The sequence below is a fragment of the Pandoraea iniqua genome (assembly GCF_902459685.1).
GTDB classification, from domain to species: Bacteria; Pseudomonadota; Gammaproteobacteria; order Burkholderiales; family Burkholderiaceae; genus Pandoraea; species Pandoraea iniqua.
In genome coordinates, this window is sequence record NZ_CABPSF010000003.1 from 730781 (window position 1) to 744575 (window position 13795).

The window sequence follows — 13795 nt, forward strand, 5'->3', positions numbered from 1 at the left end:
TGCTTCGCGTAACATTGACAGATTCGCGCCAATTTCACATGATTTATTCGAAATTAAAAATTCCGAGGAATTGATCATGCAACTTGATGCATTTGACGAGAAAATTCTCGCGATCCTGCAAGTCGATGCTTCGCTGTCGGCGGCTCAGATCGGCGAGCAGATTGGCCTGTCCCAATCACAGTGCTGGCGACGCATCGACCGGCTGGATGCCGAGGGCATCATCGAGCGGCGCGTCGCGCTGGTCGACCGCAAAAAGGTCGGCCTGAACGTGATGCTGTTCGCTCACGTAAAACTTGCGGGTCACAATCGCAACGCCCTGCCCGAGTTTTCGAAAGCGATTCAGGATTTTCCGGAAGTGCTCGAATGCCATGTGCTGATGGGCAATGTCGACTTCCTGCTGCGCATCGTCACGCGCGACGTCGACGCCTACGAGCGCTTCTTCTTCGAACGGCTGTCGCAATTGCCGATGGTGCAGGAGGTCAACTCGATGATCGCCCTCTCGCAGATTAAGTCGACCACCGTTTTGCCGATCGGCTCGCAGGCTGCGGGGAGTTAGTGCGCGTCGGGGCAACTTCACGGCGTGTCGTTGCAACGTCGCAATGCATGACCCGAATGACAGCGCAATGCCCTGTTCGTGTCACGAACCCGACAGTAGACTGTCACCCGCGTTACGCACGTTGGACAGTGCCCTCGCAAGCCTCTATCCTTAAGCATTCAGTTAGGCATCCACTTTGGGAGCACTGCATGAAACGTTGGATCGGAGTGACAGCCGCAGCCGCAATTCTCGGCGTGACGGCCTGGTGTTTCATCCCCGCGCATGCGGCCCTAAAGACTGGCGCCACGGCACCGGACTTCACGGCGCAGGCCTCGCTTGGCGGAAACGTCTTCTCGTTCTCGCTGGCCGATGCGCTCAAGAAAGGACCGGTCGTCCTGTACTTCTATCCTGCCGCCTTCACAACGGGCTGCACGATCGAAGCGCATGACTTTGCCGAGGCCACCGACACGTTCAAGTCGATGGGTGCCACGGTGATCGGCGTCTCGCACGACAACATCGACACGCTCAACAAGTTCTCGGTGTCGGAATGCCGTAGCAAATTCGCCGTCGCCGCCGACACGGACCAGCACATCATGCGCGCCTACGACGCCGTGCTTGCGCTCAAACCCGATCTGGCCAACCGCGTCTCGTATGTCATCGCCCCCGATGGGAAAGTCATTTACAGCTACGTGAGCCTCGATCCGGATAAGCACGTTGCCAACACTCTTGAAGCCGTACGCAAATGGCGAGCAGCCCACCCCGCATGAAGGCGCAGGCTCGCGCGCAGACGCGTAGCGAAGAAGTCGCCAATAGCATTAGCCACGGACTCGCGTGCCTCGCGGCGTTGGCCGCGATTCCTTTTCTCTTCAATGCCGTACGCCCGCCGTCGAGCGTAGGCCCGAGCGCGGCGCAGCAGATCGGTATCGGCGTGTTTGCCGCCACGATGGTCGTGGTCTACCTGTCGTCTGCGCTCTATCACGGCCTCCCCGACGGACGCGCCAAGCGCGTGTTCATGCGGGTGGACCATTGCGCCATCTTTCTTTTCATTGCAGGGACTTACACCCCCTTCACCGTCAAGATCCTGCATGACCCGTGGGGCTGGCCGCTGCTCACCGGTGTCTGGGCTATGGCGCTCGCCGGCCTGATCGCCAAAACGCTGGGCCTGCTCGACCGGCCGCTCGTCTCGACAACGCTGTACATCTGCCTCGGCTGGGTGGCAGTCCTCGTTGCAGGCCCCGTACTCGCCGCCATTCCGGGGCCCGGTGCCGGTTGGCTCTATGCCGGCGGCGTTGCCTACACCGTCGGCGCCATCTTTTATTCGCTCGACGGACACATCAAATTCGGACATCTGGTGTGGCACCTGTTCGCCATCGGCGGCACGGCCTGCCACTACCTCGCGGTGTGCCGCTACCTCTGACGTTTTCTCTGACGTTACCTCTGCCGCAAGGTCTGATGCAGGCTGATGCAGTGCGTTTCAGGTTCAGGCCGTGCGCAGCGGTAGCACCTGACGGATGATGTCCGCGCCGGCGGCCTGCAAAGCCACACGCAGGTCGTACGACGCCTGTAAGTTGGTCCAGAACTCCGCCGACGTGCCGAAGTAACGCGCAAGGCGCAGAGCGGTGTCCGCCGAAATACCCCGCTTGCCGCGCACGACATCGTTGATGCGCGGTGCGGGCACATGGAGCGCCAAGGCCAGCGCGTTCGCCGACATGCCGCCCGGCACCATGAATTCCTCGTGCAGAATTTCCCCCGGATGAATCGGTGCCAGCGATTCCCCGGTGACCAGCCCCGCAAAATCGGTTTGGTCGATCTGATCTCGTCTGATGCTCATGGCAAAACCTCATTCAGTGATAGTCGACGATACCCACGTCGTAGGCATCGCCCTTCGCAAATCGGAAACACACGCGCCATTGCTGATTGACGCGAATGCTCCACAAATCCACTGGCTTGCCATGCAACCCCTCTAAGCGGTTGCCCGGCGGTACCAGCAAGTCCTCCACGCAAGTCGCCGCATCGATCATCAATAGCTTGCGCAATGCGGTGCGCTGAATCGACTTCGGCAACCTGCGCACGCAGCGACCGGTGAAGAGTGCAGCGGTTACCTTGTCCGAGAAGGTTTGGATCATGGGATCGAATTTATAACACATATCGTTAAACGTGCAACGTTATATGAGTGACGTTAAATGTCACGTGAGATCGGAGCGACGGCTGCGAGCTTCGCGGCCAAAGCCGCACAGCGCGCCAGCAACTCGGGATCGCCGAACATCCGGCAGGCCCCCTGCATGCGATGCAACACGGCCTGCGCCGCCATCAGATCGCCTTCGTGCCGCCGCCTGAGCAAACGGCGGAACTGGGCAATGTCGTTCGCCATTTCCCGACGCATCAGGCCTCTCGCCCCGGCGTCTTTGTAAAGCGGCAGTTTCGGATTGCGCCGCATGACCTGCGCGCCTTGCATGACTTGCGGACCCTGCGAGACCTGCTGGGCCAGCGGCGCCGGCGATACTACGCCCCCGGCAGGCGACGATCCTGCTTCGTGTCCGGCGCCCTCCAGCCTTGGCCAGCGTGCCGCGAGCACCTGCTGTAACCGTCGACGGGACACAGGCTTTGGCAGCACCGCGTCGATACCCGCATCCCGCGCCATCCGCGCGTCGAGCAGCGATCCGGTCACGGCAATCACAACCGGCGCCCGGCGGCGCAGCGCCATTGCCAGTTGCAGCACGTCACTCGCCAAGGTCAGGCCGCATACTTGTCCGAGTTGTACGTCGGTCAGCACCACATCGACATCGCATGCGGCCCAGTGGGCGAGTGCGGCCGCCGCGTCGCTCACCCCTTCCGTGACGCACCCCAGCGAGGTCAGCTGCTCACACAGCACGAGGCGGTTGATCGGGTGGTCGTCCACCACAAGTACGCGCAGGCCGTCCCGAACGACGACGACGGCTGTCGACGCAGCGCGATCGGCCCCTATGAGGGCGTCGGCGCGGTCTGACGCATCGGTGCGCATGCTACTGGCCGCCAGCGGCTGTAAGGGCAACGACAAGCGGAAATGTGCGCCTCGCACCGGTGTCTCCGCGAACAGTGCGCCGCCCATGCGATGAGCCCAACGGCGCGCGATCCACAATCCGAGTCCCGTGCCCGGGATCGCGGGGTGGCCCCGAAAAAACGCGCTGAAAACCGCCTCCCGTGCGCCTTCGGGAATGCCCGGCCCGGTGTCCGTCACACGCACCGTCAAATGGTTCGCCGGCGCCTGCCACGACGCCCACACGCAGACTTCACCCGCAGCTGTATATTTCAGCGCGTTGGCAAGCAGCGTTCGCACGATCTGACGCAGCCGCACGGCATCGCCCCGCAACATGACGGGCACGTCGTCGTCGATATCGCAGGACAGCGCCAAGCCCTTTGCCCGCGCTTCCGGGGCGAAGAGCGCCACTTCGCCGTCCAACTGCGCGCGCACCTCGAAGGGTTCATCGAGCAGCGGCAGCGCCACGGCGTCGCCCTGCCCGAGGTGCAGAACATCGTCAACGACACGCACAAGGACGTCGAGCGCCTCTCGCATCGTGTCGAATCGTGCGCGCCTGCCGACGCGGTCACGTTCGGGTGCCTGTCCGGCGGCGCGAACGTCCCCACTCGCGGCGGCACCACCGGCACTACCGACACCCGTCAACGCATCCAGTTGCCCTTGCAGTACCTGCAACGGTGCGCGTAGTTCGTGGACCAGCGCCAAACGGAAGGTGTCGGCCATGTCGAGGCCGCCCTCCCCCGCCAAGGAGGGCAGCGGAACGCGCCCGGCATCGATTTCGGTTGCCGCCGACTCCGTTCGCATCACCGCGTCGTCGCGGCAACCGTCGAGGTCATCATTGGGGAGATTGTTGAGAGTCATCGTGTGAAGACGCTTCACCGCGCTCGTGAGCGCTTCGGCGTACTGAGGAACTGGACAGCCCTGAGTCTGGCGTCTGGCGAGGGTTTTGCGACTGCGCAAATTCCGAACTTCGACGCGCTCAGCCGGGCTTTCGGATTTCGCCGGACAAAACGGCTCAAGTTCCGTGTCTCACCTGCCGATAATCCCTATGACCCGCTTTGTTCGAAGCATCCGGCGGGGGAGGCCGCGTGTTTCTCTTTCCGCGACCCGGGCACACATTCCATCGATAAATATGTATAAGAACATGACGATTCGGACCAGCCTGACACTGGTCCTTGGTTTGCTTGGTGCAGTTCTCGTCCTCGTTAGCGTGCTGGGCCTGCAAGCGCTCAGCTCCAGCAACGAGTCCCTGAGCAAGATGGCCACGGACGATACCCCCGCGCTGGCCGAACTCAAGGGCACGGGCGAGCAGCTTCTGCGGACTCGCCTCTCGATGGCGACTTTCGCGTCTTATGTCAGCCTCGGCGCTGACCCGGACGAGTCGGAAAAGGTGCTCAAGCGCGGTAACCAATACATCGCCGCGTCCGACGCCCTCTGGAACGATTATCTGAAACGTCCCAAGGAAGACACGCACGAAGCGGAGTTGGCCAAAGCCGCCGACGCCAAGCGCCGGAACTTCTTCGAGAACGTGATTACGCCGGCGATGAACGCCCTCAAGCAGGGTGATGTGGCTGGCTTCCATCAGATTCAGGCACGCGTCGCGCCGTCGGCTTACAACGCTGTCGACAGCGCCATCCGCGAGTTGCAGGACATTCAGATTGCGCGCCAGAAAGACCGCTTCGAGGCCGCACAACAGCGCTACAACGTCATGCGTATTGCCTTGGGCGTTACGTTGGCGATCGCCCTGCTCGTCGCTCTGTGGGGCCGTGCCATGCTGGCCCGCGCCGTGCTGCGCCCGATTCGCGAAGCCATCGGGCACTTCGAGCGCATGGCGGCCGGCGATCTGAGCCAGCGCGTGGAACAGCGCACCAACAACGAGATGGGCCAGTTGTTCGGCGCCCTCGGCCGCATGCGCGACGGCATTGCCGGCACCGTGGGCACCGTGCGCGAGAGCACGGAAGCCATTCACGGCAGCGCCCGTGAAATTGCCGACGGCAATGCCGATCTGTCGGCCCGCACCGAATCGCAGGCGTCTTCGCTGGAACAGACCGCCGCGAGCATGGAAGAGCTGACCGCCGTCGTGAAGCAGAACGCCGAGAACGCACGTGCCGCGAGCCAGTTGGCCGTGACGGCCTCCGAGACCGCGTCGCGCGGCGGCGAAGTCGTGCAGGAAGTTGTCACGACCATGCGCGATATCTCCGAAGCGTCGCAAAAGGTCAACGACATCCTGACGGTCATCGACGGCATCGCTTTCCAGACGAACATTCTGGCGCTGAACGCTGCCGTCGAGGCCGCACGTGCCGGTGAACAAGGCCGTGGCTTTGCGGTGGTCGCCGGCGAAGTGCGCACGCTCGCGCAACGCAGCGCGGCGGCGGCCAAGGAAATCAAGGGATTGATCGACGCGTCGGGCAGCCGTGTCGAGGTCGGCACCCGGCTGGTAGAACGCGCGGGCGCGACGATGATTGAAGTGGTGCAGTCGGTCAAACGGGTCACCGACATCATGGGCGAGATTTCGGCCGCCAGCGTCGAGCAGTCCAGCGGCATCGAGCAAGTCAATGGCGCCGTGACGCAGATGGACGAGATGACGCAACAGAATGCCGCACTCGTGGAAGAAGCGTCCGCAGCCGCGGCCGCGCTGGAATCGCAAGCCGCCCGCTTGCGCGAGTCGGTGGCGCTGTTCCGGCTGTCGGCGCACGATTCGGCGCACGCCTCGACCGGCATGCAGGGCGCTTCAGCTATTGCCCCGGCACATGGAACGTTGGCGCTCGCCGCCTGAGCCCGCCGTTCACCCGCAATAAACAGCAGGCAGCACGCTGCACGCTGCACTCACCGGCGTCGGTTCTCGACGCCGGTTCGCCGATCCCCTACCCCACTGAAATCAGACGCTGGCGCGCTGCTCGAAACCCTTGAGCGGCGTCTCGGCGATCCATGCCTTGTCGACTTCGCACGAAGTGACCTGCGCCCCCGGGGGCCCCTGCCGCATCCACTCGCAGAACGCGAGCAACTGATCGGCGCTGCCTTGCGCAATCGCTTCGACCGTGCCGTCGCGCCGGTTACGCACCCAGCCATTCACGCCGAGCCTGTGGGCAGCCACGACACACGAGGCCCGGTAGCCGACGCCTTGCACCACCCCATGCACGATGATTTGCCACGTTGTCGTCATTGCCCCTCCTGCAAGACCTGTGGTCATGAATCTCATGGAAAAAGGGCCTGATGATGATCAGGCCCTCGCAACAAGTTAGCACACCGCGCGTGAACGCTTAATAGATGTCGCGACGATACCGCCCCTGTGCCGACAGATCGAGCAATGCCTGCGCGCCAATCGCCTCGGCCAGCGCCGCGTCGACCGCCGGGGCCATGCCGGACAAACTGCCGCACACATAAATCGAAGCGCCCTGCTGCACCCATTCGGCGATGTCCGGAGCGACTTCACGCACGCGATCCTGTACGTAAATACGTGTCGCCTGATCGCGCGAGTACACACGATCGACGCGGGCAATGCCACCCTGCGCCTGCCAATCGCGCAGCGTCGCGTCGTGGAAGTTGTCATGCGCTGCCTGACGTTCACCGAAGATCAGCCAGTTACGATGGCGTCCCTTCGCAATACGTTCGGACAAATGCGCACGCAATCCGGCAAGTCCGGTGCCGTTGCCGATCAGGATCATGCCGCGATCGTCCTGCGGGCCGTGAAAGCCCGGGTTCGGACGCACGCGCATCATGACGTCGCCGCCCAGCGCCACGCCGTCGGTCAGCCAGCCGGAACCGAGTCCAAGCGAGCCATTGGAGTTGCGCGTCTGGCGCACCAGCAACGCCAACTGGCCTTCGGCCGGCGTCGAAGCAATCGAATACTCGCGCTCGGGCAGCGTCGCGAGCGGCGCAAGCCATGCCTGCAAGTCGATGCCGGCAGGGGGTGCCGCCTCGGGAAGAACACGCTCGCGCAGCGCTTCGCCCAGCGTCGCTTCGCGCCCCGCGACCGTCACCCGGACGTCCGGCGCCCAGACACTGCCTGCAAGCCACGCGTCGATGCGCGCCTGCGGATGACGCGGCAACACTTCTACCAGATCGCCCGCCACCCACTTGACGCCCGGCGGCGGCGTAAAGGCCACGTGATATGCCGGCAAGCCGGTACTGCCCGGGTTCAGCAACGTGCGCTCGGCGAGTTGCCACGATTGGAAGACTGGAGCGTCATCGGGCTTTGCCGCCGCCAGCGGACGGCCAAGCCATTCGCCCAGACGCTCCTGCCAACGTGCCCATGCGCCCGGGTCTCCCCGGTCGACTTCAATCGGTTCGAACGCCGCCACGCCGCCCTGCGCGCGCAGCCAGCCGTCGAGCGTGCGCCCGAAACCGCAGAACCGGTCGTACTGACTGTCGCCCAGCGAGAGCACGGCGAACCGCAGCGTCGGCAACGCCATCGCCTGATTCATCAGTTGCTGGGCGAAGCGGCGGGCGCTGTCGGGCGGCTCGCCGTCGCCGAACGTGCTGACAATGAAAAGTGCGCGCTTGGCGGTGCCCAATTGGGCTTCACCGATACGTGCAAGTGGTTGAATTTGTGCGGGCACGCCGGCGCCCTGCAACATGCCGGCCGTCTGCCACGCGAGGCCTTCGGCGACGCCACTTTGACTGGCAAATCCGATCAGAACCCCTTCTTCGGCCAACGCCCCGCCCGCGGACGGTTTGTCGCTGCGGGCAGCCACCGGCCGCGCCGCCGCCAGCGCCCGCTTCTTTTTGCGGCGGTCGAGATAGAGCATCCAGCCGGTGACGAAAAACACCGGCATCATCAGGCTCGACAGCATCATGACGACGATGCCCACCGGCCCGAAGAAGCTGCCGCGATGCAACGCGTAGATGCTCGTCATCAACTGGCCGCCGACGGTCTTCTGACCGTAACGCTCCACGTTGCTGACCTTGCCCGTCACCGCATCCACGTCCAGACGGCTGAACGCGCGCTCATGCGGCACCGAATCGTCGAGCCACGTCATCTGAAGCGGGCCACCCGATTTCTGGGCGGGCCGCAGATACACCTTGGTGTAGTTCGGAACTTCAGCCTTGAACGCTTCCCACGCGACATTCACGTCGGTGTCGGCCAGATTGGGCAATGCGGGCTTCTTGCGCTCACCGCCCTCAGCATCCCCCTTTGCGCCCTTCTCGCCCTTCTCACCCTTCGCCATCTTCGGCTGGGCGGCCGGCTTGTTGCGCACCGGTTGCTGCACGCCGGCGACGGAAAACAGCATGCTGCGCCACCAGTCATACGACCAGTAGAGCCCGGTCGTGGCCGAGAGCAGATACGGCACCAGCACCACCGTGCCGATCACCGCATGCAGATTCCAAAGGAACGGACGGCCCTTCTTCTTGAAATCGATGTGGAACCACGCGCGCCAGTTACCCAGACGGCGCGGCCAACGCAGATACAGGCCACTCAGCGCCAGCAGGAACAGCAGCAACGTGGCCGCCCCGGTGATCTGCTTGCCAATACCTTCCACCGTCAGGAAGCGGTGGATGTCCATGATGAAGCGGAACACGACGTCGGCCTTCGAACGGCCGAGCATCTCGCCGGTGTAGGGATCGACGAAATAGGTTTCGCCGCGCGGGCCGTCGCCGGTCGACAGGCGCACGCCCACGGCATCTTCGGGCGTACGCACCACCGTCATCAGCAGAATGCGGCGATCGGGGACGGCGTCGTGCACGCGTGCGACCAGTTCGGGCACGGGCAGCCGGCCGCCGTCGCGCACAGGCACAGTCATCACGCCCGAGCTGAAGGCTCGCGTGAGTTCGTCATCGTAAGAAAGGAGCGCGCCGGTCAGGCCGACCACTGCCAGCACCAGCCCGGCAGTAATGCCGAAAAACCAGTGCAGTTGAAACCACAGTCTTTTCATCATTGTGTTATCCGGCGCAACTCTGGGCGCCTTTGGGCGGCACAGACGATGTGCGCCGCAACCCCGTTCCCGGAGGTGTGCCATACCGCAAATGCCCTCCGGGCGCTTTGCGGCAATATCGAATGTTATTGCAAACGATTCTCAGTTTCAATCTTTACCCGATCTTTCACATCGGGCCCTGAATTTCGCTTTCTGTCAGGCGCCTGTCAGCGATATCCCACAAGAATTTCATAGAACGGACGACGCCCTGTCGGTTTTTGAACGGTTAGGATGAATTTATCCCGCGCGGAAGTTCGCGCTCCCGCCCCACCGAACCGCCGTCATCGTCGTACTTTCCCCTTCCCCTGCGCCCACCCGCTCGGCCCCGGATTCGACCTTACGGCACGACAGCGACGGAGTGCCATGGAACAACCTACGTTAGCCACGTCCGCCACAACGCCGGCCGACACCTGTGTCGTCGACGTGAACACCACGGCGTTCTTTTTCGATCTGGATGGCACGCTGGCGCCGCTGGCTGCGCGTCCAGACGCCGTCCGGCTGCCGCGCGACACCGCCAGCGTGCTTGCCCGGCTGAAGGAACGTGCGAACGGCGCGCTGGCCGTGGTCTCGGGCCGCCGCATCGACGATATCGACGGCCTGCTCGCCCCGCTGCACGTGCCTGCCGCCGGCCTGCACGGCGCTGAGATTCGTTACGCCAGCGGCACTTTGGAACGCGCAGAGGGGGTGAGCCGCGATACCGAACGCATCGCCGCCATCGTGGCGCCGCTGCGTGCGCTCGTCGATCAACATCCGGGGCTGCTGCTGGAAAACAAGGGCAGCGCCCTCGCCCTGCACTATCGTGGTGCACCCGAACTGGCAGGGGTGGCCCGCGACACCATGCGCGCCCTCGCCGAACTCCATGCCGACACGTTTGCCTTGCAGCCCGGCAAGCTCGTGTTCGAACTGCGGCCCCGCAACGTCAGCAAGGGCCGCGCCATCTCCCTCCTCATGCAAACCCAGCCGTTCGCCGGGCGTACGCCCCTGTTTGCGGGCGACGACCTGACCGACGAGGCCGGGTTTGCCGATGTCAATGCGCACGGCGGTATCACGATCAAGATCGGCGAGGGGGAAACCTGCGCCCGTCACCGCCTGCCGTCCCCCGAGGCGCTCACAGCCTGGCTGTTGACCCTGCGCCCGCCTACACAGGAGAAAGACGTATGAGTCGCCTAGTCATCGTGTCGAACCGGGTAGCCCCGATCACCGAGGGCAAGCCCACTGCCGGCGGGCTCGCCATCGGCGTGTTCGATGCGCTCAAGAACACCGGCGGTATGTGGTTCGGTTGGAACGGTGAGATCGATGCGGTGCCGGCGACGGCCCCCGACATCGCGCATCGCAACAACGTGACGTTCGCTACCGTGCCGCTCACGCGCCGCGACTACAACACGTACTACCGCGGTTTCTCCAATGCCACGCTCTGGCCGACGTTCCACTACCGCGACGACCTCACGCGCTTTCAGCGCGACGACTACAACGGCTATCGCCACGTCAACGCGCGCTTTGCGGCGCTGCTCGCGCCGCTGCTTCAGCCGGACGACCTGATCTGGGTGCACGACTATCACTTGCTGCCCTTCGCGCAGGCCTGCCGGCATATCGGCATCAAGCAGCGCCTCGGCTTTTTCCTGCATATCCCGTTTCCGTCGCCGCAGGTGCTGATGACCGTGCCGCCGCACGAGGCGCTGGTGCGCGCGATGTGCGAATACGACCTCGTCGGCTTTCAGACCGAGCCCGACCGTACCGCCTTCACCGACTATCTGGTGCGCTACGCCGGCGGCACGCTGCATGACGACGGCACGGTCACCGCGTATGACCGCACGTTCCGCACGGGTGTTTATCCGATCGGGGTGTATCCGGACGAAATTCAGCAACAGGCGACCGCGCGCGCCACGGTCAAGCACATCCTCGATCTGAAGCAAGGGTTGCAGCAGCGCAAGCTGATCATGAGTGTCGATCGGCTCGATTACTCGAAAGGGATGCTGGAGCGCTTTCGCGCGTTCGAGCGCTTGCTGGAGCTTTGGCCGAACCAGCAAGGCACGGTGAGTTTCGTGCAGGTCGCGCCCCCCAGCCGCTCGGACGTGGCCGGGTACGGCGAGATTCGGCGCCAACTGGAAACCGAGGCGGGACATATCAATGGCCGCTTCTCCGATCTGGCGTGGACGCCGCTGCGCTATATCAACAAACGCTACGATCACGAGGTGCTGATGTCGTTCTTCCGGGCGTCGCAAGTGGGTTATGTGACGCCATTGCGCGACGGCATGAATCTCGTCGCCAAGGAGTATGTGGCATCGCAGGACCCTGGTGACCCGGGCGTGCTCGTGCTCTCGTGTTTTGCGGGTGCGGCACAGGAGCTTGACGGGGCGCTGATCGTCAATCCGTATGACATCGACGAAATGGCCGAAGCGCTGCGCTCGGCGCTGAATATGTCGCTATCGGAGCGGCAGTCGCGCTACGAGAGCATGATGGCGACCTTACGTGAACACAATCTGTCGACGTGGCGCGACCGGTTCATGACCGATCTTCGTACGCCGGTCGTTGCAACAACGCCCACGACGCCCGCGACGCCGGTGCTGGTGCGCTGCCCACAACCTGCGGCGGCCTGACGGTCGCGTCGACGCTTCGGCACACATCGGCACACGACGACACGACCCGGGGGCGCAAAACCCAAGTATCCAGACGCGCCCCCGACCGGCGTTTCCGAAACGAGTGCAACGCTGCAAGGAGACACGCCATGAGCCAAAGTCAGAATGACCGCTCGGCGCCAAGCGTGAGCGTCGAAAACGATGGACCGGTGACGATCATCACACTGGCCCGCGCAGCGCGCCGCAATGCCGTCGACCGAGAGATGGCCACCGCGTTGCGCGATGCCCTGCTCGCCTTCGAGCGCGACAGCAATGCGAGTGTGGCCGTGTTGTGCGGCAAAGGCTCAACGTTCTGTGCCGGCGCCGACCTTTCCGCATTCGACGATCCCCAGCGACGCAACGTCGTCACGCCCGATGGCAGCGGCGATGGCCCGATGGGCCTGACACGCCGTCATCTCGACAAACCGGTGATTGCCGCCGTGACCGGCCACGCCGTGGCGGGCGGGCTGGAGCTGGCGTTGTGGTGCGACTTGCGGGTGGCTGACGTGTCGGCGACGTTCGGCGTGTTTTGCCGGCGCTTTGGCGTGCCGCTCATCGACGGCGGCACCGTGCGTTTGCCGCGTCTGATCGGCATGAGCCGGGCGCTCGACATGATTCTGACCGGGCGCGCGGTCGGTGCGCAGGAAGGTTTCGAGATCGGGCTGGTGAACCGGCTCGTGCCCGAGGGCATGGCGCTCCAAGGTGCCATTGCCTTGGCGCAGCAACTCGCCGCGTTGCCGCAGGGGGCGTTGCGGGCCGACCGTCGGGCCGCCTATGCGCAGTGGGATTTACCGCTGGAAGATGCGCTGCGCCAAGAAGGCGCAGCGGGACACGATGTGGTGTTCTCGGAAGGACTTGAGGGCGCCCGTGCCTTCCTCTCTGGTGTGGGCCGTCACGGGGCGCCGCGAAACTAAGTGCAATAACGCACTGCACTTCGCGGCACTTTGCAGCATCTCGCCGCCCCGCCCGTTCCGACTTACTTCCCTGCCGGACGCGACTGCTGCACCTGTTCCAGACGCTTGCGCAAGCCGTCCGCAATTTCCTTCTGATTCGACTGATTGGCAAAGTCGATGGCGGTGAGCCCCAACTGGTTCTTCAAGCGCACATCTGCACCGCCATCGAGCAGCACCTTGCAGGTGGTGATGTGACCACCGCGTGCGGCCATCATCAGCGGCGTGGTGCCGTTGGGCGATTCGGCATCGACATAGGCCGACGCATCAAGCAGCAACTGCACGATCTCGTCGTTGCCGCTGGTCGCCGCGTAATGCAGCGGCGCCCAGCCCTTCTTGTTGACCTCGGCTTCCTTGTCGATCATCAGCTTGACCATCGGCGTGAGGCCTTGCAACGACGCGATCATCAGCGCGTTTTCACCGGCGGCATTGGTCGCATCGAGATCCGTCTTGTCGTTGTTGATGAGCAGTCGCGCGACATCGACCGACTTCTCGCGCATCGCGATCACCAGCAACGGGTTGCCCTTCTCGTCACGAGTGTTCGGATCGACGCCGGCCTTGAGGGCTTCGGCCACGGCCTTCGTATCGTTGAACGTGACGGCCTTGAACAGCGCCACGTTCGACGTCGCCGCCGTGGCACACGCCGTCAGCCAAAGCACGCTGAGCAACATCAAGGCTCGGATCATCGGGAATTTGCGCATCGGTGGACTCCTGTCGGTAGACCGTTGAAATTGAGTAACGCTGGGGGCAAAGCGATGAAGCCGCGC

At 63.9% G+C, this 13795-nt stretch carries 13 protein-coding genes; 7 read left to right on the forward strand and 6 right to left on the reverse strand.

What is annotated here, in order from left to right:
* Window positions 1-76 precede the first annotated feature (76 nt).
* The 3 genes from PIN31009_RS14260 (at window position 77) to trhA (ending at window position 1952) form a co-directional block, all read left to right on the forward strand.
* Window positions 77-556: an Lrp/AsnC family transcriptional regulator gene (locus tag PIN31009_RS14260; protein ID WP_058378382.1), complete on the forward strand. Its 480-nt coding sequence runs from the start codon at window positions 77-79 to the stop codon at window positions 554-556.
* Window positions 557-744: 188 nt separating this feature from the next.
* Window positions 745-1302 carry a peroxiredoxin gene (locus PIN31009_RS14265; RefSeq protein ID WP_058378381.1) on the forward strand — a complete coding sequence of 186 codons (558 nt, stop codon included), beginning with the start codon at window positions 745-747 and terminating at the stop codon, window positions 1300-1302.
* Entirely contained in the window at window positions 1299-1952 is a 654-nt protein-coding gene (trhA, locus tag PIN31009_RS14270; RefSeq protein ID WP_058378380.1) for a PAQR family membrane homeostasis protein TrhA, read from the forward strand. Before PIN31009_RS14265 ends, trhA begins: the two co-directional genes overlap by 4 nt.
* Window positions 1953-2015: 63 nt before the next feature.
* Here trhA and PIN31009_RS14275 read toward each other — a convergent pair whose 3' ends face one another.
* Genes PIN31009_RS14275 through PIN31009_RS14285 form a run of 3 tightly spaced genes read right to left on the reverse strand, consistent with a single transcriptional unit; the run spans window position 2016 to window position 4412 of the window.
* The gene (locus PIN31009_RS14275; protein ID WP_150685118.1) at window positions 2016-2366 is read right to left on the reverse strand and encodes a HigA family addiction module antitoxin; all 351 of its coding nucleotides are present in this window, start codon (window positions 2364-2366) and stop codon (window positions 2016-2018) included.
* Window positions 2367-2379: 13 nt separating this feature from the next.
* Window positions 2380-2661 (reverse strand): type II toxin-antitoxin system RelE/ParE family toxin, encoded by a 282-nt coding sequence (locus PIN31009_RS14280; RefSeq protein WP_150790662.1) that lies wholly within the window; start codon window positions 2659-2661, stop codon window positions 2380-2382.
* A 53-nt stretch (window positions 2662-2714) separates the two neighbouring features.
* Entirely contained in the window at window positions 2715-4412 is a 1698-nt protein-coding gene (locus PIN31009_RS14285; protein ID WP_150790663.1) for an ATP-binding response regulator, read from the reverse strand.
* 283 nt (window positions 4413-4695) lie between these two features.
* Here PIN31009_RS14285 and PIN31009_RS14290 point away from each other — a divergent pair, with 283 nt between their 5' ends.
* Complete coding sequence (locus PIN31009_RS14290; protein ID WP_246185672.1) at window positions 4696-6327, forward strand: methyl-accepting chemotaxis protein; 1632 nt, start codon at window positions 4696-4698, stop codon at window positions 6325-6327.
* A 102-nt stretch (window positions 6328-6429) separates the two neighbouring features.
* Here the strand turns inward: PIN31009_RS14290 and PIN31009_RS14295 are convergent, their stop codons facing one another.
* A complete protein-coding gene (locus PIN31009_RS14295; RefSeq protein ID WP_087687838.1) occupies window positions 6430-6714 on the reverse strand; it encodes an acylphosphatase in 285 nt (94 codons plus the stop codon).
* A 97-nt stretch (window positions 6715-6811) separates the two neighbouring features.
* Window positions 6812-9427 carry a PepSY domain-containing protein gene (locus PIN31009_RS14300; RefSeq protein WP_174997168.1) on the reverse strand — a complete coding sequence of 872 codons (2616 nt, stop codon included), beginning with the start codon at window positions 9425-9427 and terminating at the stop codon, window positions 6812-6814.
* 399 nt (window positions 9428-9826) lie between these two features.
* On the opposite strand from PIN31009_RS14300, the gene otsB reads away from it, so the two are divergent.
* The 3 genes from otsB to PIN31009_RS14315 all read left to right on the forward strand — a co-directional run bounded on the left by otsB (window position 9827) and on the right by PIN31009_RS14315 (window position 12992).
* Window positions 9827-10624, forward strand: coding sequence for a trehalose-phosphatase (gene otsB / locus PIN31009_RS14305; RefSeq protein ID WP_150790666.1), 798 nt, complete (start codon window positions 9827-9829; stop codon window positions 10622-10624).
* Window positions 10621-12060, forward strand: a complete 1440-nt coding sequence (otsA, locus tag PIN31009_RS14310) for an alpha,alpha-trehalose-phosphate synthase (UDP-forming) (protein ID WP_150790667.1) — start codon at window positions 10621-10623, stop codon at window positions 12058-12060. Before otsB ends, otsA begins: the two co-directional genes overlap by 4 nt.
* Window positions 12061-12188: 128 nt before the next feature.
* Window positions 12189-12992: a crotonase/enoyl-CoA hydratase family protein gene (locus tag PIN31009_RS14315; RefSeq protein ID WP_150790668.1), complete on the forward strand. Its 804-nt coding sequence runs from the start codon at window positions 12189-12191 to the stop codon at window positions 12990-12992.
* A 62-nt stretch (window positions 12993-13054) separates the two neighbouring features.
* Here the strand turns inward: PIN31009_RS14315 and PIN31009_RS14320 are convergent, their stop codons facing one another.
* A complete protein-coding gene (locus PIN31009_RS14320) occupies window positions 13055-13729 on the reverse strand; it encodes an ankyrin repeat domain-containing protein (RefSeq protein WP_150684314.1) in 675 nt (224 codons plus the stop codon).
* Between the last annotated feature and the right edge of the window lie 66 nt (window positions 13730-13795).

Bases quoted from the DNA above. Each gene is read 5' to 3' on its own strand.
- PIN31009_RS14260 (WP_058378382.1), top strand. From the start codon at position 77: ATGCAACTTGATGCATTTGACGAGAAAATTCTCGCGATCCTGCAAGTC.
- PIN31009_RS14265 (WP_058378381.1), top strand. From the start codon at position 745: ATGAAACGTTGGATCGGAGTGACAGCCGCAGCCGCAATTCTCGGCGTG.
- trhA (WP_058378380.1), top strand. From the start codon at position 1,299: ATGAAGGCGCAGGCTCGCGCGCAGACGCGTAGCGAAGAAGTCGCCAAT.
- PIN31009_RS14275 (WP_150685118.1), bottom strand. From the start codon at position 2,366: ATGAGCATCAGACGAGATCAGATCGACCAAACCGATTTTGCGGGGCTG.
- PIN31009_RS14280 (WP_150790662.1), bottom strand. From the start codon at position 2,661: ATGATCCAAACCTTCTCGGACAAGGTAACCGCTGCACTCTTCACCGGT.
- PIN31009_RS14285 (WP_150790663.1), bottom strand. From the start codon at position 4,412: ATGACTCTCAACAATCTCCCCAATGATGACCTCGACGGTTGCCGCGAC.
- PIN31009_RS14290 (WP_246185672.1), top strand. From the start codon at position 4,696: ATGACGATTCGGACCAGCCTGACACTGGTCCTTGGTTTGCTTGGTGCA.
- PIN31009_RS14295 (WP_087687838.1), bottom strand. From the start codon at position 6,714: ATGACGACAACGTGGCAAATCATCGTGCATGGGGTGGTGCAAGGCGTC.
- PIN31009_RS14300 (WP_174997168.1), bottom strand. From the start codon at position 9,427: ATGATGAAAAGACTGTGGTTTCAACTGCACTGGTTTTTCGGCATTACT.
- otsB (WP_150790666.1), top strand. From the start codon at position 9,827: ATGGAACAACCTACGTTAGCCACGTCCGCCACAACGCCGGCCGACACC.
- otsA (WP_150790667.1), top strand. From the start codon at position 10,621: ATGAGTCGCCTAGTCATCGTGTCGAACCGGGTAGCCCCGATCACCGAG.
- PIN31009_RS14315 (WP_150790668.1), top strand. From the start codon at position 12,189: ATGAGCCAAAGTCAGAATGACCGCTCGGCGCCAAGCGTGAGCGTCGAA.
- PIN31009_RS14320 (WP_150684314.1), bottom strand. From the start codon at position 13,729: ATGCGCAAATTCCCGATGATCCGAGCCTTGATGTTGCTCAGCGTGCTT.